Source organism: Mucilaginibacter sp. OK098 (assembly GCF_900142915.1).
Taxonomy (GTDB): domain Bacteria; phylum Bacteroidota; class Bacteroidia; order Sphingobacteriales; family Sphingobacteriaceae; genus Mucilaginibacter.
Genome location: NZ_FRCM01000002.1, coordinates 440,396 through 458,974 on the forward strand (window position 1 = coordinate 440,396; position 18,579 = coordinate 458,974).

General features: G+C 41.2%; 16 protein-coding genes and 1 pseudogene. 7 read left to right on the top strand and 10 right to left on the bottom strand.

Annotated features, from left to right (window positions below; genetic code table 11):
- Window positions 1-30 precede the first annotated feature (30 nt).
- The 6 genes from BUE31_RS09065 to BUE31_RS09085 form a co-directional block, all read right to left on the bottom strand.
- Window positions 31-1,131, bottom strand: a complete 1,101-nt coding sequence (locus BUE31_RS09065) for a Fic family protein (RefSeq protein WP_073403117.1) — start codon at window positions 1,129-1,131, stop codon at window positions 31-33.
- Window positions 1,132-1,299: 168 nt separating this feature from the next.
- Window positions 1,300-1,422, bottom strand: coding sequence for a hypothetical protein (locus tag BUE31_RS31545; protein ID WP_255376653.1), 123 nt, complete (start codon window positions 1,420-1,422; stop codon window positions 1,300-1,302).
- A gap of 16 nt (window positions 1,423-1,438) precedes the next feature.
- Window positions 1,439-2,857, bottom strand: a complete 1,419-nt coding sequence (locus BUE31_RS09070; protein ID WP_073402577.1) for a TolC family protein — start codon at window positions 2,855-2,857, stop codon at window positions 1,439-1,441.
- A 115-nt stretch (window positions 2,858-2,972) separates the two neighbouring features.
- On the bottom strand, window positions 2,973-6,188 hold the full coding sequence (locus tag BUE31_RS09075; protein WP_073402579.1) for an efflux RND transporter permease subunit: 3,216 nt from the start codon (window positions 6,186-6,188) through the stop codon (window positions 2,973-2,975).
- Between the two features lie 124 nt (window positions 6,189-6,312).
- Entirely contained in the window at window positions 6,313-7,449 is a 1,137-nt protein-coding gene (locus tag BUE31_RS09080; RefSeq protein WP_073402581.1) for an efflux RND transporter periplasmic adaptor subunit, read from the bottom strand.
- Between the two features lie 294 nt (window positions 7,450-7,743).
- Window positions 7,744-8,346 (bottom strand): TetR/AcrR family transcriptional regulator, encoded by a 603-nt coding sequence (locus tag BUE31_RS09085; protein ID WP_073402583.1) that lies wholly within the window; start codon window positions 8,344-8,346, stop codon window positions 7,744-7,746.
- Between the two features lie 348 nt (window positions 8,347-8,694).
- Here BUE31_RS09085 and BUE31_RS09090 point away from each other — a divergent pair, with 348 nt between their 5' ends.
- The 7 genes and pseudogenes from BUE31_RS09090 to BUE31_RS09120 all read left to right on the top strand — a co-directional run bounded on the left by BUE31_RS09090 (window position 8,695) and on the right by BUE31_RS09120 (window position 14,811).
- A complete protein-coding gene (locus BUE31_RS09090; RefSeq protein WP_073402585.1) occupies window positions 8,695-9,270 on the top strand; it encodes a Crp/Fnr family transcriptional regulator in 576 nt (191 codons plus the stop codon).
- A 2-nt stretch (window positions 9,271-9,272) separates the two neighbouring features.
- A complete protein-coding gene (locus tag BUE31_RS09095) occupies window positions 9,273-9,758 on the top strand; it encodes a GNAT family N-acetyltransferase (protein WP_083619562.1) in 486 nt (161 codons plus the stop codon).
- A gap of 96 nt (window positions 9,759-9,854) precedes the next feature.
- Window positions 9,855-10,625, top strand: coding sequence for an SDR family NAD(P)-dependent oxidoreductase (locus tag BUE31_RS09100; RefSeq protein ID WP_073402588.1), 771 nt, complete (start codon window positions 9,855-9,857; stop codon window positions 10,623-10,625).
- Window positions 10,626-10,867: 242 nt separating this feature from the next.
- Window positions 10,868-11,737: pseudogene (locus BUE31_RS31660) on the top strand (NAD(P)-dependent oxidoreductase); the annotation flags it as partial.
- 67 nt (window positions 11,738-11,804) lie between these two features.
- Complete coding sequence (locus BUE31_RS09110; RefSeq protein WP_073402592.1) at window positions 11,805-12,335, top strand: 5' nucleotidase, NT5C type; 531 nt, start codon at window positions 11,805-11,807, stop codon at window positions 12,333-12,335.
- 97 nt (window positions 12,336-12,432) lie between these two features.
- The gene (locus tag BUE31_RS09115; RefSeq protein ID WP_083619565.1) at window positions 12,433-12,957 is read left to right on the top strand and encodes a hypothetical protein; all 525 of its coding nucleotides are present in this window, start codon (window positions 12,433-12,435) and stop codon (window positions 12,955-12,957) included.
- Between the two features lie 99 nt (window positions 12,958-13,056).
- Window positions 13,057-14,811, top strand: coding sequence for a DUF885 domain-containing protein (locus BUE31_RS09120; protein WP_073402594.1), 1,755 nt, complete (start codon window positions 13,057-13,059; stop codon window positions 14,809-14,811).
- A gap of 173 nt (window positions 14,812-14,984) precedes the next feature.
- Here BUE31_RS09120 and BUE31_RS09125 read toward each other — a convergent pair whose 3' ends face one another.
- From BUE31_RS09125 to BUE31_RS09140, 4 genes are all read right to left on the bottom strand, one after another.
- A complete protein-coding gene (locus BUE31_RS09125; protein ID WP_073402596.1) occupies window positions 14,985-16,316 on the bottom strand; it encodes a Gfo/Idh/MocA family oxidoreductase in 1,332 nt (443 codons plus the stop codon).
- 133 nt (window positions 16,317-16,449) lie between these two features.
- Entirely contained in the window at window positions 16,450-16,818 is a 369-nt protein-coding gene (locus BUE31_RS09130; RefSeq protein ID WP_073402598.1) for a DHCW motif cupin fold protein, read from the bottom strand.
- A gap of 181 nt (window positions 16,819-16,999) precedes the next feature.
- Window positions 17,000-18,094, bottom strand: coding sequence for a sensor histidine kinase (locus BUE31_RS09135; protein ID WP_073402600.1), 1,095 nt, complete (start codon window positions 18,092-18,094; stop codon window positions 17,000-17,002).
- A 124-nt stretch (window positions 18,095-18,218) separates the two neighbouring features.
- On the bottom strand, window positions 18,219-18,416 hold the full coding sequence (locus BUE31_RS09140; protein ID WP_073403123.1) for a YqaE/Pmp3 family membrane protein: 198 nt from the start codon (window positions 18,414-18,416) through the stop codon (window positions 18,219-18,221).
- Window positions 18,417-18,579: the final 163 nt, after the last annotated feature.

The following is an 18,579-nucleotide window of genomic DNA, read 5'->3' on the forward strand; positions in this document are numbered from 1 at the left end:
TGTATTATTTGGATTTGAAAGGTAATGATTTCAGTTTAATATTATGCTGTAGCTTGTATTTCTGCCGCCGCCTTCATTTTGCGCAAGTATATCCTTACTCATCAAATCGCGGATATCTCTTAATGCAGTATCTGTTGATGATTTAGTTATCTTAGCCCATTTTGAAACATTAAGGCACCCAAAAAAATCATCCAATAACATATCTGTAACCTTCTTTTGCCTCGCGTTCAATGCAGTATCCCGGTGTTTATCCCAGAACCGGTTCCTTATAGATACCGTTTCTAAAACATCAACAGTATTATCCATAGACCGGCCAAGGCAATCAAAAAACCATAAAAGCCATGCTGTTATATCCAAATTACCTTTCTGTGTGCTTTCTAATATATCATAATACGCATTTCTTTCTTTTTCTATTTGTGCAGACATACTGTAAAACCGCTGAGTTGATTTATCGGCCTTTGCTAATTGCATATCTGTTATGGCCCGCGTTATACGTCCATTACCATCATCAAAAGGATGTATAGTTACAAACCAAAGATGCGCTATTCCGGCTTTTATAACCGGATCAAGGTGTTGCCCTTCATTAAACCATTTAAGAAATAGATCCATTTCAACCGGTACGCGTTTGGCACCAGGCGCTTGGTAATGCACACTTTCTTTACCCAGTGGCCCTGAAACAACCTGCATAGGTCCGGTTTCATCATTTCGCCAATTACCAACCGTTATTTTATTCAGGCTACTTTTGCCAGATGGGAAAAGAGATGAGTGCCAACCATAAAGCCTGTCAGTAGTTAAAGGTAAATTAAAGTATTGAGTTGCATCAAGCATCATTTCTACAACGCCGTCAACTTGCCTGCTTGATGTTATCATTCCGGCAACTTCTATCCCCAGCCTTCTGGCAATGGACGAGCGAACCTGTTCTGTATCCAGCATTTCACCCTCTATAGCGCTTGATTTTGTAACATCGAGTGTAAGCGTTTTTAAAAGTGTTTCCTCTTTTTGCTTAAACCCGGCGGCATTCATTTGCCCAAATATCAATCCCATATTATGTCTCACCTGGCCTAATTTTTCAGACAGTGCTTTGTCATCCCATGTAAATCCTGGCCACGTTTTTAATTCATGTATATACATATTCGCCTTAAATATGCGGTAAATATATAATTTATTCGCCGCATATACAACAATTTGCCGCATTTTTGCGGCAAATAAGATTATTATTCACCGCATTTAAACAAAAATCCTCAATCCGCTAATTACGGATTGAGGATTAAAACATTTTCTTTAGTTGTTATGACTATTTTACTTCAGCACATTTACCACCACTTCAACAAGCAGTACAATGCCCCAAAATATTAAAGTAACGTTCCATTCTCTTATAGAGCAGTAAAGCATTTTGCTTCTTGATATTACAAACTCTTTCATTGTTATTAGTCTTTATTTATTTCCAACCACCGCCCAGTGATCTGTACAGATCAGATACTGCGCTTAATTCATCTCTTTTTATTGATGCCAGTTCCAGTTCACTTTGCAATACGTTACCCTGGGCTGTTATTACTTCAAGGTAAGTAGCTAATCCATTTTTGAATAACAGATCGGCATTTTTTGTAGCCTGTTGTAAAGTATTTACGCGGCTCGCTGCTATTGTTTGCTGTGATTTTAGCTTATCAATTTTTACCAATGCATCAGACACTTCGCCAACTGCATTTAAAACCGACTGGCGGAACTGCAATACTGTTTTTTCACGATCAACCTGTGCAACTTCGTAATCAGTTTTCAGTTGTTTATGATCAAACAATGGCTGTGCAATGCTAGCCCCAACTATACCAAACAGCGATGCAGGAATATTGAACCAGTTACTTGCTTTGAACGAGTTTACGCCACCTTGTGCAGTTATGCGTAAGGCAGGGTACATCTGGGCTTTGCTGATGCCTACTTTGCTGTTGGCAATCATTAATGCAAGCTCGGCGCTTCTAACATCAGGCCTGCGGCTTACTATAGCCGATGGCACACCTGTTGCTACATTGGTTAGAATAACCATTGCATCAAGGTTTGAGCTTCTTTCAATTTTATCAGGCAGTGCACCGGTTAAAATGCGTAAAGCATTTTCCTGGATGGCAATGTTTTGTTCAAACTGTGGCACCAGCTCTTCAGCTGCTTGTTTTTGCGCATCCGCCTGCTGAACGGCTAACGAGGTAACCTGTCCGGCATCATACTGCAGCTTGATTATCCGCAATGTACTGTCGTTAAGCTTCACATTTTTTTGTGTAATGTCTAACTGAGCATCCAGCATCAACAGGTTATAATAACCCTGAGATACACTGGCAACTATATTGGTTTGGATAGCCTTTTTAGCTTCCTGGGTTTGCAGGTATGCTGCCAATGCGCTGCGTTGCTGGTTATGGATCTTACCCCAAATATCAGCCTCCCATGAAATGGCTATATTTGCAGAATAATCTTCCACATGCTTTGAGCCAATATTATTCTGCTTTAAACTTAAACCGTTAATGCTATTGTCTGACGGGCGCTGTGAATTTGCCGTAACGTTCAGGTCAACCTGCGGAACATAGTTCCATTTTACCTGCTTAAATAACAGCTGTGATTCTTCTATATTTTTCACAGCTATCTGCATATCGTAATTTTTTACGATGGCGCTGTCAATCAGCTTTTGCAAAGTAGCTTCAGTAAAAAAGCTTTTCCATTGTATATCAGCAATGCTGCTGGTATCGCCGGTTGTAACTGCGCTCCTGAATGTTTCAGGCAGGGCAGGTTTGGGTGTTTCTACATCCTTTGATACTTTACAGGCGCTTAGCACTGCTAATACCAATATCAAAACAGACCCTTTTATATAGTTTTTCATTTTATGTTATGATTAATAAGAATTTGCCTGCGGTTCCTTCCCTTGAAGGCTTTCCACTTCACCTGTTCCGCTCTATCCTTTTCGGGGAGGGAACCGCAGGCCTACCTTTTTAAATTTACGCTGTTAATTCGTTTTCTAATTCAGCTACAGTTTTACCGTTATGTCCTTTATGTTCATCACCGGCGTTTAATACTGCCAACGGAATGCCTGTTATTCTTTCCTGTAAACCCTGGAATATTACAAACAATACCGGGATAATAAATAAGCCAAGCACTACACCTGAAATCATCCCGCCTGCGGCACCAATACTGATAGAGTGGTTACCTTGTGCAGATGGGCCTGTTGCAATACTCATTGGGAATAAACCGAACACAAATGCCAGCGATGTCATGATGATCGGACGAATTCTCAACCTTGCCGCTTCAATGGCCGATGCCACCAACGATAAACCCGCTCTGCGGCGTTGTACCGCGAACTCGACGATCAGGATGGCATTTTTAGCCAGCAAGCCGATGAGCATGATGAGCGCTACCTGTACGTAAATGTTGTTTTCGATACCGGTTAAACCTAATACAACAAACACACCTAAAATACCTGTAGGGATTGAAAATATTACGGCCAATGGCAGGACGTAACTCTCGTATTGTGCTGACAGTAAGAAGTATACAAACACCAAACAAAGCATAAATATTACAGCTGATTGTCCGCCTGAGGAAATTTCTTCACGGGTTTGGCCAGCGAACTCATAAGCAAAACCTGTTGGCAATTGCTCTTTAGCTGTTTCCTCTATGGCCTTGATCGCATCACCTGAACTGTAACCTGGTTTAGGGATGGCATTTACTTCGATAGAGTTAAACAGGTTATAACGTGAAGCTGTTTCTGAACCGTAAACACGGGTTAATTTAACCAGGGTATTAATTGGCACACTTGCTCCGGCTTTGTTTTTAACAAACACCCGATCAATACTTGTCGGATCTGTTCTGTCGGCAATATCAGCCTGAACCACCACGCGGTAGTATTTACCAAAGCGGTTAAAATCTGACGCTTGTGCTGTACCAAAGTAAGCCTGCATAGTTGACAGGATGTCTTTAACATTCACCCCCAATTGATTAGCCTTTTCATCATCAACTTCTAATTGTAACTGAGGATAATCTGCTTTATAAGAGGTAAAGGCATAAGCAATTGCCGGTTTTGCCATCAGCTTTCCTATAAAGTTATTGGCTACACCGCTAAATTTATCCAACCGGCCATTGGTTTTATCCTGCAGCATCACATCCATAGCCTCTACGTTACTAAATCCCGGAACGGTTGGGAAACTGAACACAAAGAAAGTACCGCTTGGGATGCCGGCTAATTTCCCTCTTATTATATTTTGTATATCATCAATATTCTTAACGGCACCTCTGTCTTTATTAGGTTTTAACAAAAGGAAAATTTGACCAGCAGATGGGCTGTTGGATAGCGTTAAAAAGTTAAAGCCAGCCAATGACATAACAAATCTTGCTGATGGTAAAGTATTCAACTGTACTTCGGCCTGTTTTAATATTTTATTAGTATTGCTTAATGAAGTTCCTGATGGTGTAGAAACAGCAATAGCCACAAAACCCTGATCCTCGGTAGGAATAAAGCCCGTTTTGGTTCTATTTACCAGGTAAACTGTAGCAACAACTACTAATGCAAGCCCAGCCATACTGATCCATTTATTACGGGTCAGAATTTTCAAGCCCCCAACGTACCTGTTGGTCATATAATTAAAACCACCGTTAAAGCCTGCATAGAATTTTTCAACAAAACTTTTCTTAGGTGCTTCGTGGCCATCTTCAGTATGCTTATTCTTTAAAAATAAAGCGGCCAAAGCAGGGCTTAAAGTTAAGGCGTTAACAGCTGATATAATGATGGCTATAGCCATGGTTAACGCAAACTGCCGGTAAAAGATCCCCGTTGAGCCTGTCATAAAGCTAACCGGTAAAAACACCGCCGCCATAACCAGCGTAATAGATATAATTGCGCCGCTAATTTCGTGCATGGCCTCGGTAGTTGCCACTTTCGGGGTCATTCCCGGGTTGTGCTCCATTTTGGCGTGAACCGCCTCCACTACCACAATCGCGTCATCCACCACAATACCTATGGCCAATACGAGGGCGAATAGGGTTAAAAGGTTAACAGAGAAACCAAAGAGGTTCATAAAGAAAAAGGTACCAATAATGGCCACCGGAACCGCTATAGCCGGGATCAATGTAGACCTGAAATCTTGCAGGAATATAAATACCACGATAAATACCAGTACAAAAGCTTCTATCAGTGTATGTTCAACCTGGTTAATTGATTCATCAAGGTCGGTTTTGGTACGATAAAACTGGTTGTATTTGATGCCTTTAGGAAAATCTTTTGATAATTTTTCCATCAGCTTATCAATAGCGATCTGGATTTCGTTGGCGTTTGAGCCAGACAATTGTATTACACCAATTGTAATACCATCATGCCCGTTCAAACGGTTCACACTACCATAGCTATAAGCACCCAATTCAACACGTGCTACATCTTTTAAACGCAATACAGAACCATCTGCATTTGCACGGATAGCAATATTCTGATATTCTTCCGGTGTGGTGAGCTTACCTTTATATTTAATTACATATTCAAATGCTTCCTGGCTTTGCTCGCCAAATTTACCAGGTGCTGCTTCCAGGTTTTTGTCCTGTATAGCGGCCGTAACTTCGGCGGGAGTAATTTTGTAAGCTGCCAATTGGCCGGGGTTCAACCAAACCCGCATAGAGTAATCTTTAATACCACCAAATACACTGGCAGAACCTACACCCGTGATACGTTTGATTTCGGGAATGATATTGATCTGTGCATAGTTATTTACAAATACGGCATCATATTTTTTTGTATCTTCTGAGTAAATACCTATAGCGCCAATAAAGCTATTTTGCTGTTTGGTAGTGGTTATACCATATTGCACAACCTCGGCAGGTAGTTGGCTTGTTGCTTGTGAAACACGGTTTTGAACGTTCACAGCCGCCTGATCGGGGTTAGTGCCTTGTTTAAAGTAAACCGTGATGCCTAATGTACCATCATTACTGGCAGAGGAAGTCATGTATGTCATGTTTTCCACACCATTAATTGCTTCTTCCAATGACGGTGTCACGGAACGTAAAATAGTCTCGGCATTAGCGCCGGGGTACACTGCGGATACCAATACCGACGGGGGAGCGATATTCGGAAACCGCTCTAAGGGTAACTTTGTTAAACCAAGTACGCCAAGTATCACCAATAAAATGGAGATAACTGTTGAGAGTACCGGTCTTTCTATAAATTTCTGAAACATGACTTTAATATTTAGATGTAAGACAACGAGAGTCAAGAATCAAGACAGATTTACTTGTCTTTTACTTGTGTTGGATATGACGCTTTATCTTGACTCCTGATTTCTTGATTCTTGATTCTCTTAATTAGTTTTTTGCAATTGCAGCTGTCTTTTCAGGCGCTTTTTGAGGATGGATCACCATACCTTCCTGTAAGTGATCAATGCCGCTTAATACAATCTGGTCGCCTACTTTTACGCCGTCTTTAACCAGGTAATTGTCGCCATTTTTGCCAATAATAGTAATGGCTTGTTTTTTTACCTTACTGCTATCGCCTACGGTGAACACAAATACTTTGTCCTGCATATCAACAGTTGCTGATTCAGGTACTATTAAAGCATCTTTATGTTGCAGGCTTAAACGAACTTTACCAGTGTTACCTGAACGTATCAGACCTTGTGGATTAGCAAAACTTGCACGTAAGGTGATAGCGCCGGTATTTTTATCAAACTGGCCATCAATCATATCAACCTTACCCTGTTTGCCATAAGCTGTATTATCAGCAAGCAATAATGATACTGTTGGTAATTTTGATAATTTGTCTTTTAGTGTTTCGCCGGGATATTGTTCTTTAAAGGCTACAAAATCTTTTTCGCTCAGTGAAAAATAAACATGCACATCATGCACATCCGATAATTGGGTTAGTGCGTCAACATCTGCAGGTGCAACAAGGCTTCCTTGTTTTTTAATTAAACGGCCGATATAACCGCTAACCGGGGCTTTTATTAAAGTATATCCTAAGTTGATCTGTGCGGTGTTAACATTTGCTTTTGCCTGTTCAATATTTGCTTTGGCAACATCATAAGCTGCTTTTGCAGTTTTTAACTGATACTCTGATACTACCTTGTTTTGAACCAGCGGGGTAAGTTTGTCAATTTCCAGCTGTGCATTGGCAGCAGTGGCTTCGGCTGCGTGCTGGCTAGCCAATGCGTTGTTTAAAGCTGCACGGTATGGCTGCTCGTTAATTTTAAATAAAGGCTGACCGGCGCTTACAAAAGAACCTTCGTCAACAAATACTTTATCTAATGCGCCGCTTACCTGCGGGCGTACTTCTACGTTAACAGTACCTTCTATTGACGCAGGATATTCCTGGTAAGTAGTGTCGGTACCTGTAACTATTGTGGCCACCGGCAATGATGGCGCGGGAGGTGCTCCACCAGCCTGCGGCTTCGGTGAGCAACTGTATAATGATATTGCGAGGATCGCTAAAATTAAACTTTTCATGATTGTATTGTTATTGTATTGATGCATTGTATAAATTTTAATTGTGAATTAGTTCGGTAGTGAATTAATGATTTTCACTTGTTTTTGCTATCTGCAACACGGATTATAAGAAGACATAATACTTGTTGCAACATTATTTGTTTTAACATTATTAAAATGTTTAACACTGTTAAATATTGAGGCATGGGTTTGGTTCTGTGTTTTCATAGCTTTCTGTGTTTAGTTGTTAATGATTAATTGATATTAATTTAACACTGTTAAATTATTTAACGATGTTATTTTTTTGTTAAAAAATTACTCGGTCATGGTTCGTATTATGCCACTTATTGCATCTTTTAATACGATGCGGTTAATCTCGTCTGAAGAACCACGACTTAATAAATTAATGGATACCAGCCCATGTACAACAGACCAAAAGGTATAATACTTTGTACAAATCACATCCCCTTCCAAATCTTTAATATTCATGTATTCACCTATTACTTCGCTAAACAGGTCATAAGGTATATCTGCCTCAGGCAAACCATTTACCAGGTCGCAACTACAATTTGTAGTTATGCCAAACATGCCCTGGTAAAGTTCTTTGTTTGCAAAGGCAAAATTCCAGTAGCTAAGCCACATATCTTCCAGCTGTTTAGCCGGCAGGCGGTGCCTGTCCCTGGCTTCTGTTAGTTCCTTCGCCAGCTTTAAATATCCCTGGCGGGTAAGCTCCAATAGTATTGCGTCTTTGTTTGAAAAATATTCATATATAATAGGAGCAGTATATTCAATTACGTCGGCAATTTTGCGCATGCTCAAGGCTTGCCATCCCTCTTCCTTAACAATCTGAAGGGCCGCTTCCAGTATGTTGCACCTGGTTTCTTCCTTCAATCGTAATATCCTGTCTTTACTAGCCATTTTGTTTAGGCATTAAATAATTTAACACCGTTAAGCAAATGTACAGCGATAAATTACTAAGTGTGTTCATTCTATTGTCATTTAATTATTGATGGAATGTCATTAGAAACAGGGTTTTGATAGGAATAAGGCTAAAATTTGAATGTTTGACTATTAAAATTATTAAAAAATCGGTCATTCTGACCAACAAACAAGCGACTTTAACGTCCCTCAGCAAAAAGTTCGTTGATTGTTGTGCCCGGAAGTTGCTTTGTTTCTCATGATAATGATCTGCTTCCTTTTTATTAGTAAACGGTACACTGATTATCAATACTTGAAACCCACTGCTGCGTAACCTATATTTGCTTTATGCAAAACCAGCTTATCAACTACCTGCAATTAATAAGGCATATCTCTGCCGAAGATGCGCAGATCATTTCCTCCCATTTTGAGCACAAGGTTTTTAAAGAAGGCGATTACTTGTTTAAGGGTAATGGCAGGGTTTGCCGCGAACTGTTTTTTTTATGCAAAGGCGTATTGCGCATTGTATCTGTTAATGATAAAGGCATTGAGCTAACCCATTATTTTTACAAGGAGAACCAGCTTAGCACCATATTGCAAAGCTTTAATGACGAGGCACCAACATCCGCAGCTATCCAGGCATCCTGCGATGCTGAAGTGCTGGCAATAAGCAAAAGCAGGTTGCTTGAATTGTATAAGCAGCTGCCTTATATGAAAGAGGTTATTGATCAGCAAAATCAATTACGGCTGATTGAGAAGATAAACATTCGGAATACTTATTTGGGTGAGGATGCTGAAAACCAGTACAAGCTATTCATAATGCAAAACCCGGATATTGCCTTGCGGGTACCATTAAAGGATATTGCCTCGTATCTCGGCATTACACCACAATCATTAAGCCGCATCCGTAAAAATATAAGTTAATTATGATTGAGATAAGAAAAGCAACATCTGCAGATCATGACCAGATTTGGGAAATCATTCACCAGGTAATATCCAAAGGAGATACTTACGTGTTTGACCCATCATCACCCAAAGAAAAAATGCTTGATTTTTGGTGCGGCGAGGGTAAACACACTTATGTTGCCACCATTGCCGGCAAAGTTGCCGGTACATTTCTTTTAAAAGATAACCAACCCGATTTGGGAAAGCACGTTGCAAATGGGGCTTATATGGTATCGCCTGATGCCGCCGGATTGGGGATAGGCAGAGTAATGGGTGAGTTTTCAATTGAAGAAGCCAGGCAACTTGGCTATAAGGCTATACAATTTAACTTTGTTGTTAAAAGCAATGAGCGGGCCGTAAGGCTTTGGGAGAAGCTGGGTTTTCAAATTATCGGCGAGATTCCTGACGCATTTGATCATCAGCAAAATGGGTTGACCAACGCCTATATTATGTATCAAAAGCTTTAATATAAATTATTACCTATCGTCATTTTTACCATTTGGTAAGTTAAAGCGGAATTTTCTTGTTCACCTTTGTTATATCAAAACAAGAAGGAGGATAACATGTCGAGAATATTCATAACGGGATCGGCAGATGGGCTTGGTAAAATGGCTGCACAACTATTGGTTGCCGAAGGTCACCAGGTGGTTTTGCATGCCCGCAATGAAAACCGGGGCAAAGAAGCATTACTCGCGGTTCCCGGCGCAGAAACTGTAGTTACAGGTGATCTATCAAGCATAGCAGAAACAAAACAGCTTGCTGAACAGGTAAACAAACTGGGCATATTTGATGCCGTGATCCACAATGCAGCGGTAGGCTACCAGGAACCCAGCCGCATTAATACAGTTGATGACTTACCACATTTATTTGCTATAAACAGCCTGGCGCCTTATATACTCACCTGCTTAATTACTAAGCCCAAAAGGCTTATCTACCTTAGCTCGGGCCTGCACCGTGATGGTGACCCAAGCCTAAAAGACCTTACCTGGACAGACCGCAGGTGGAATGGCATCAGCGCCTATGCCGATTCAAAGCTGCATAATGTAATACTTGCTTTTGCCGTTGCCCGGAAATGGGCGGATGTGTATTCAAATGCACTTGAACCGGGATGGGTAGCCACAAAAATGGGAGGGCCGGGTGCACCTGATAGCCTGAAAGACGCACCTGTAACCCAAGCCTGGCTGGCCGTAAGCAATGATGCAGAAGCGATGGTGAGCGGGAAATACTTTTATCATAAAAAGCTCAGGGATTTTCACCCTGCTGCAGCCAGAGCAGAGGTCCAGGAGTTATTTTTAGCTGAATGTGAAAGGTTATCGGGAGTGAGATTGGGGTAAGTATTGAGTAGTGCATTAGCGTTAATATCGCGCGCAGATTTTACTCACCCGGTCGACTCCGCTAGCCAGCGGATGGACCGGCCCTCTCTTCGCTGTGCGGAAAGAGGGCAAAGAAGTTATTTTCCTTTCCCCACCTCTTTCCGCCGCAGGCGAAGAGAGGTCGACCAGCGAAGCGTCGTCGGGTGAGTAAACTGTACACCCGGCAAGTGAATTAACTTAATTTAAAAACTCTACATAAAAATAAAATGAGCACAACAAAAATAGGCTGGATAGGTCTCGGTAAAATGGGGATCCCGATGTCGCAACAACTGATAAAAGCAGGTTACCCTGTTAGCGTTTATAACCGGAGCAAGGCTAAAGAAGATGTTTTAAGATCCATTGGCGCTACGGCTGCCGCCACTCCTGCCCTGCTGATACAACAAACTGACCTGGTAATTATTATGGTATCGGATGATAAAGCTATCGCTGATATCTTTAACGGTGCGGATGGCTTGCTGAGTGCCAATACCAGTGGCAAGATCATCATTAACATGAGCACGGTATCTCCTTCTATAAGCAAACAAATAGCCGGGTTGTGCAAGCAGCAGGGTAATCATTACCTGGATGCACCGGTATCAGGCAGTGTTAAACAAGCCGAGGAAGGTACATTGGTAATAATGGTTGGCGGCAACGAAAGCGCTTTTGAACAGGCTAAACCTGTGCTGGAGAAAACAGGCAGGTTGGCCATGCGGGTTGGTGAAACGGGGGCCGGCAATACTGCTAAATTGGTTATCAATACACTGCTGGGCATCCATGCGCAAGGATTGGCGGAAGCTGTTGTTTTTGCACAGCAAAACGGCATTGCTGCTACTGACTTGCTAACGCTTATAAATAACAGTGCATTAGGCAGCCCGTTCATTAAAATTAAGGGTGATGCTATTAATAATGATAATTACAACGCCGCATTTGCTTTGAAACATATTGCAAAAGATCTGCGCCTGGCAAAAGATCTCGGCCTTTCAACACCATTGGGCGAAGCTGTGTTTGAAACTTTTCAGCAAGCGGAACCGGCATTGGGCGAAGAGGATATTATTGCGGTGATTAAGGAAGTCCGGAAGACGGAAAGTCGGTAAAGTCCGAAAGACCTTTAAAGTATGGGATGAGTCCAAAAATTCATCCCTATTTTTTTAACTTTAAACCATGAGAAAATCTATTGCTGTAGATATGGATGGGGTTATTGCCGATGAGGAAACCCAGTTACTAACGTGGTACGAAAAGCATTATGGCGTAAAAATACATCCGCATGAGCTTATTGGCCGTAAAGAAGAAGAGGTTGTTCCTGAAAGGGATGCTTACAGTAAACTTTCTGCCACGCCCGGGTATTTCAGAACTACCCCGGTTATGCCCGGCGCAATTGAAGCGGTTAAAAAATTGATGGAAAATTATGATGTTTACATTGTTTCGGCAGCCATGCAATATCCGCATTCGTTACCAGAAAAATTGGGCTGGCTAAACGAACACTTCCCTTTTATCAGCTGGCGGAACATTATTTTTTGCGGCGATAAAAGCATCATCGGCACCGATTATATGATAGACGACCATATTAAAAACCTCGACTTTTTTAAGGGCAAAACCATTATGTTCAATGCCTTTCATAATGTTAGCTATAACCATCATCAAAGGGTTAATAACTGGGATGAGGTTTTGGGGCTGATGGAAGGAGTGGGATAAGTTTATATCAACAACCCACAACGTGTTCATAATGATGCAGGTAAGTTTAACTAATGAACCAATAAACTAATATATTTGATCATTACCTTAAATCATCATGAAAAAATTAGCTTTACTCCTTACTGTTCTGTTTCACCTATCCATAAATTACCATACCAGCGCCCAGGTTATAACTAAATATGGCGATAACGTAAGTACGCTCGATGGCATTATTAAAGCTTATTACGATGTGGTTACCGTTAAAAAAGGTGGCAAAGTATATTTTGAACGCGATAGCCTGATCCACTGGCCCGGCGTAAATGTTGGCGCGATAAGTATCTCAAAAAATGGCAAACCGGCCATGCATTATATGAGTCTTAAAGAATACCACCGCCTGTCTGATCCATCCTTAGAGAAAGATGGCTTTGACGAAAGGGAGATCTCCCGTAAGGTTGAAAAGTTTGGCAGTATTTATCATGTATGGAGCACCTACGAATCGCGCAATGAACATAACGGGCCAATTATTGAGCGCGGAATCAACAGTATTGAACTGTTTAATGATGGTACCCGTTTCTGGATATTGGGATGGTTTTATGATGGAGAACGAAAAGACAACCCAATACCGGCTCAATATCTTCATTAATGTTATTGGTGATTCCATTATTAGTCATTGAAAGTGTATAGATTTACTGACTATCGGCAATGATAAATGACCAAAAGACTAATGACCAATAACTAACTCATGAAAAAAATCCTGTTACTTATACCTATAGCAGTATTATTAAGCTGCGAACAAAAAACACAGTCTGTCACCTCGCCTGTTTCTGGCGATGCTGCATTTCAAAAACTGGCTGACGACTACCTGACCGGCTACCTGGCATGGCGACCGGCAACAGGTGTTGCATTGGGCTTTCATCAGTACGATGGTAAGGTTACGGATCTGCGCAAAGAATCATTGGGCAAGGAGCTTGGGCGCTTAAAGGATTTCGACCAGCATTTAGCAGCGACAGACACTGCTTCGTTAAGTACGCAGGCGTTTTATGATTTTCGCATCCTGCGGTCGGCTATAAAGAACGAGATCTTCACGTTTGAAGACATGGGCACCTATGATAAAAACCCCATGACCTATGCTAATGCAATTGACGTAAGCATTTATGTAAAACGCGACTTTGCCCCAATTGAAGATCGAGTTAAATCAATTATCGCAATTGAAAAGAATGCCGCTAATGTATTTATTGCTGCAAAAGCTAACTTAAAAGATTCGCTGGCCAAACCTTACGTTCAAACAGCCATTGAAATTGCCCGGGGTTCTACAGATTTTTTGGGGGGAGATTTAAAGATCGCTTTAAAAGATGTAAAGAACGATTCATTAATGAAGGTGTTCAACGCAACCAATAAAACCGCCATTGCTGCCATAAACGGCTTTGCCGACTGGCTGCAAAAAGAGAAACTGCCCAAAGCAACCAACAAATATGCTATTGGCGAAGCCAGCTACAAAAAAATGTTGCTTTACAGCGAAGGCATTACGCTATCTCCCGAAAAGATCCTTGCAATTGGCCTTAGTGAATTGAAGAAGGAACAACTGGTATTTAATGCCGCCGCAAAAACCATCAACCCCAATAAAAAACCTATAGATGTTTATCACGATCTGCAAAAAGAACATCCTACCGCCGAAAACCTGATTCCGGAAGTAAGGAAAAATGTTGAGGCTATCCGTAAATTCCTTACGGATAAAAACATTGTAACAATGCCATCAAAGGTTAATTTAAAAGTAGAGGAAACGCCACAATTTGGCCGGGCAACCAGCACAGCTTCAAATGACGATCCGGGCCCTTTTGAAACCAAAGCTACAGAAGCTTTTTATTACATCACGCCTGTTGACGCAAAATGGACCGCCAAACAAAAGGAAGACTGGTTAAGGCAATTTGATTATTATACTACTGATAATATCACCATTCATGAAGCTTATCCCGGTCACTATACGCAATTCTTACACTTAAATGCATCAGCAGCCACAAAAATTGAGAAGGTGTTTAACAGCTATGCCTATGTTGAAGGCTGGGCGCATTACTGCGAAAAAATGATGGCAGATGAAGGTTATGGGCACAATGGCGATACGGTACGGGCTGCCAAGTTCAGGCTAACACAGTCTGGCGATGCTTTGCTGCGCTTGTGCAGGTTGTGTGTGTCCATTAAAACCCACTGCCAGGGAATGAATATTGATGACGCTACCAAATTTTTTATGAACAACTGGTACCAGGGCGATAAACCATCGCGCCAGGAAGCCCTTCGTGGTACTTTTGATCCGGGTTATTTGTTTTATACAATAGGGAAATTAGAGATCCTGAAGCTTAGGGCTGATTATGAAAAGCAGGAAGGCACAAACTTCTCCCTCAAAAAATTCCACGATGAAGTGTTAGACCATGGTATGCCGCAAATAAGACTATTACGCGAGGTAATGCTTAAGGATAAAAGCACCTGGGGCGATGTGATGTGATTTTGGAATTCGGATTTCGAATGTTCGATTTCGGATTTTTGTCTGAATCAGAATTTACAGAATTTTCAAAATGTGATCTTAAAATTTTGTAAATTCTGATTCAGATAATTCCATATTACCCGTTCCAACTTCTGCAATAAATAATTCCGAAATCGAACATCCGAATTCCGAAATTAAACACGCGGCAGTTTATACCCATTGTGATATTCTTTCATCAGGTATTCTTTGTTAATTGCTTTGTCGGTAAATTCATGCAGCGTATTGTTCCATTCCAGCTTTTTACCGCTGCGGTAAGCTATATTACCCATTTGCGCCACAGTTGCTACATGAGCACCTGCCTGGATCGGGCAGTGCAGATCATCCATTTTACGTGATTTTACCACGCTCACAAAGTTTTCCCAATGTTTATCCAACCCATCGTCAGATTTTGCCACAAAGGGCTTGCTCACCTTGTTGCCGCTTTGCCTTTCTTCTATAACTTCCCAGCCGTTGCGGTTTAAAATAAGCGTACCGTTATTACCAATGTATGCAATGCCATGATCACGATTATAAGAACCATTGTCAATGCCCATGGCCGAATCCCAAACCATATTAAAGCCGTCAAACTCATATAAGGTTGTTAAAGTATCAGGTGTTTCTTCTGATAGTTCGGGGTAAGCAAACCGTCCGCCCAAAGCCGAAACCGATTTTGGGATGGGCGATTTCATGCCCAGCAAACCATAATCCAATAAATGTACGCCCCAGTCGGTCATTAATCCACCGGCATAATCCCAAAACCAGCGGAAGTTAAAATGAAAACGGCTGGCATTAAACGGAATTGTTTTTGCCGGACCAAGCCACGAAGCGTAATTAACCCCGGCAGGCGGTGCGCTATCAGGCACTATTGCGCCCGGTTTCATCCAGCCCTGGTAGCACCAAACTTTTACGGTTCTTATGTTTCCAAGCTGTCCGCCCTGCACAAAATCTACAGCATCCTTAAAATGTTGCTGACTGCGCTGCCACTGGCCGGCCTGTACCACTTTATTATACCGCTGCTGCGCATTCACCATCGCCCGGCACTCCATTATTGAATTGCCTACCGGTTTTTCAACATATACATCTTTACCCGCCTCCACAGCGTGCATCATTATCAGCGCATGCCAATGATCAGGGGTGCCTATTACAACGGCATCAATATCTTTTTGATCGAGCAGTTGGCGATAATCTTCAAACTTTTTAATTTTCGAAGTATCGTAGCCTGTTTTGGCTAAATCGGCCAACCGTTTATCCATTACATTTTTATCAACATCGCAAACAGCTACCAGGTTTACGCCAGGTACTTTTAAGGCCGCCTGCACATCGGCCCAGCCCATGCCATTTATTCCAATGGCGCCAATATTTAGCTGATCGCTTGGGGCAATTCCGGGTTTAAAAATGGCAAAAGCCTGATTATTTAATGCTGATGCTAACAGGCTGCCACCGGCTACGATGGCAGATTTTTGTAAAAAATCTCTACGGGAGCTCATAAGTTTAGTGTTATTGGGTGTGATAAATTTAGGATTAATTTGGAGATAAACAAATGTGCAAATAACAATTATAACACGATTAAGGGATTTGAAGGATTTTCAGGATTTTTAAAATTGGATTTAATCGTAAAAATCAAAAGAATCCCTTAATCGTGTTGGTGTTCAGGAAATCACCATCAATAATCAATAGCTTCACCCCATTTTCAGTTATGGAGCGATGGGAGCTTAAATCATCCGAAACAATATAGCTCATGCCTTTTGATAGCTGAAAGCTTTCGCCGGTTTGCATTTCGGTTGTAAATTCCCCTTCAAGGCAATGCACAATATGGCCTTTTTGACACCAGTGATCAGCCAGGTAGCCCGGGCTATATTCAACAACCCGTACCCGCAAACCTTCAAACTGGAGCGTTTGCCACCACGCTGTACCCGTAGTGCCGGGATGGGTTGTTTTGTCAATATTATCCCAGTTGATGGTTTGGAATGGAATGTTTCTGGATTGCATATATATTATTAAATAAGGACATCATACTTGTTTCAGCGTATCATAAGGCAAGCCATATGATTTGTCTACACCTTGTTGCCTGCTAAATCTGCACTATGCAGATTTAGCATATGAGGTGCTGAAATAAATTCAGCATGACATTTTGGTTTTAAATCCGAAATCGAACATCCGAATTCCGAAATCATACTGCTTTTTCCAAATAAACAATAAACTCGGCACCTTCGCCCGGTTTGCTTCGTACCACCAGCCTGCCGTTGTTGGCATCAACAAATTGCTTAATTAAACCCAGCCCAATGCCTGCGCCGGCTTCATTATTGGTGCCGCTTCCTGAGATATCTTTACCGGTTATTTTAAAAAGCTTTTCCATTTTTTGTGGTAAAATCCCTATCCCATTATCCTTAACATGAATAGCCAGGTAATCTTCATCATCCGTATAATACACATCAATTGTGCCGCCATGCGGGGTAAATTTTATAGCGTTGCCTACAAGGTTATGAAAAATAATTTTTACGTGGTTTAAATCGGCCGATACCCATTTATCCGTTTCGTAATTGTGCCGGAGGTTTATACGTTTATTTTTTGCAAGGAAGTTTGATACTAATAGAATATCGTCTATAGCTTCGGTAATAGGAAGTGTTACCAGGTCGGTTTTAATACCCGATTGCTGGCTATCGGCCCAAACCAGTAAATTATTCACCATAAGGTTAACCAGGCTTAATTGCTGATAAAAACTGGTAAGGATCTCTTTTTGTTCGCCGGCTGACATTTCGCCGGCCCGGATACTATCCATTGTTTGCAGAATAGCAGCAAAGGGGCTCCGCAGATCATGACTGATAACTGAGAAAAGCTTATCCTTGGTATGATTAAGCTGGTGCAACGTTTCCCTTTGTTGTATGATCTCTGCTTTTTTCAAAGCAATATCGGCATTTTGTTTTTGCAGCACCTTGTTCAAGGCTGTTTTTTGGCGATTGCTGCGGATGATCAGGAATATAAAAATGATAACAAAAACAGCTACCAGGTTCCTGAACCAAAATAACCGGTTTCTAAACTCAATAACTTGCTCTTTAATTTTTATTTCATTAACAAGCCGGGCATTATCGGCCTGCTGCTGTTTTAAACGAATATTGCTTGAGTCTGAGTTATAATTTGAGGCAGAGCTGGCTTTTTGTTGTTTATCTAACAAATCAGCATTGCCCGGCCGGGCAACACCTGTAAAACACGAAAATGTTAACAGCAGTATAAAAATATACCGGTGTATGAATTTGTTAAAAAGCATTTATTAAGCCAATTGCGACAGTGGATGTTTAAATCAGCGGCGAAAATAGGGAATTATAGGTAAGTATACCAATAGGTTACCTAATTTGTTACTGATTACCAGCTTATTTTAGGCGCCGTTTAATTTAATATCCCCTACGGGCTACCCGCATTAATTGCCGGTGGCGTTTATCATCATAATATTTGGTAGTAACCAATACAGCATGTATAATACCCGGCACCCAAAAACATAATGTAAGCAGGATATTTAATATAAATGCGCCAATTTTACCGGTAGTTAAAATAGCTATCGGCGGGCATAAAAAACATAAAAAGTATCGCATAATCATTTTTAAGCTAAAAAGTAAAAGCAAAAAGCTTACGGTTAATGTAATTAACAGCTTTTTATATTTTGATAATGTTTAGCGTATTTTGTTACATATAAGGTACTATTTCAACATCAGGCTTATTTTAACTTTTATAGCACTTACAACTTTTACAACCTTT

Bases quoted from the DNA above. Each gene is read 5' to 3' on its own strand.
- BUE31_RS09140 (WP_073403123.1), bottom strand. From the start codon at position 18,416: ATGCGATACTTTTTATGTTTTTTATGCCCGCCGATAGCTATTTTAACT.
- BUE31_RS09080 (WP_073402581.1), bottom strand. From the start codon at position 7,449: ATGAAAAGTTTAATTTTAGCGATCCTCGCAATATCATTATACAGTTGC.
- BUE31_RS09100 (WP_073402588.1), top strand. From the start codon at position 9,855: ATGTCGAGAATATTCATAACGGGATCGGCAGATGGGCTTGGTAAAATG.
- BUE31_RS09130 (WP_073402598.1), bottom strand. From the start codon at position 16,818: ATGCAATCCAGAAACATTCCATTCCAAACCATCAACTGGGATAATATT.
- BUE31_RS09110 (WP_073402592.1), top strand. From the start codon at position 11,805: ATGAGAAAATCTATTGCTGTAGATATGGATGGGGTTATTGCCGATGAG.
- BUE31_RS09125 (WP_073402596.1), bottom strand. From the start codon at position 16,316: ATGAGCTCCCGTAGAGATTTTTTACAAAAATCTGCCATCGTAGCCGGT.
- BUE31_RS09075 (WP_073402579.1), bottom strand. From the start codon at position 6,188: ATGTTTCAGAAATTTATAGAAAGACCGGTACTCTCAACAGTTATCTCC.
- BUE31_RS09085 (WP_073402583.1), bottom strand. From the start codon at position 8,346: ATGGCTAGTAAAGACAGGATATTACGATTGAAGGAAGAAACCAGGTGC.
- BUE31_RS31545 (WP_255376653.1), bottom strand. From the start codon at position 1,422: ATGAAAGAGTTTGTAATATCAAGAAGCAAAATGCTTTACTGCTCTATA.
- BUE31_RS09065 (WP_073403117.1), bottom strand. From the start codon at position 1,131: ATGTATATACATGAATTAAAAACGTGGCCAGGATTTACATGGGATGAC.
- BUE31_RS09115 (WP_083619565.1), top strand. From the start codon at position 12,433: ATGAAAAAATTAGCTTTACTCCTTACTGTTCTGTTTCACCTATCCATA.
- BUE31_RS09070 (WP_073402577.1), bottom strand. From the start codon at position 2,857: ATGAAAAACTATATAAAAGGGTCTGTTTTGATATTGGTATTAGCAGTG.
- BUE31_RS09095 (WP_083619562.1), top strand. From the start codon at position 9,273: ATGATTGAGATAAGAAAAGCAACATCTGCAGATCATGACCAGATTTGG.
- BUE31_RS09135 (WP_073402600.1), bottom strand. From the start codon at position 18,094: ATGCTTTTTAACAAATTCATACACCGGTATATTTTTATACTGCTGTTA.
- BUE31_RS09120 (WP_073402594.1), top strand. From the start codon at position 13,057: ATGAAAAAAATCCTGTTACTTATACCTATAGCAGTATTATTAAGCTGC.
- BUE31_RS09090 (WP_073402585.1), top strand. From the start codon at position 8,695: ATGCAAAACCAGCTTATCAACTACCTGCAATTAATAAGGCATATCTCT.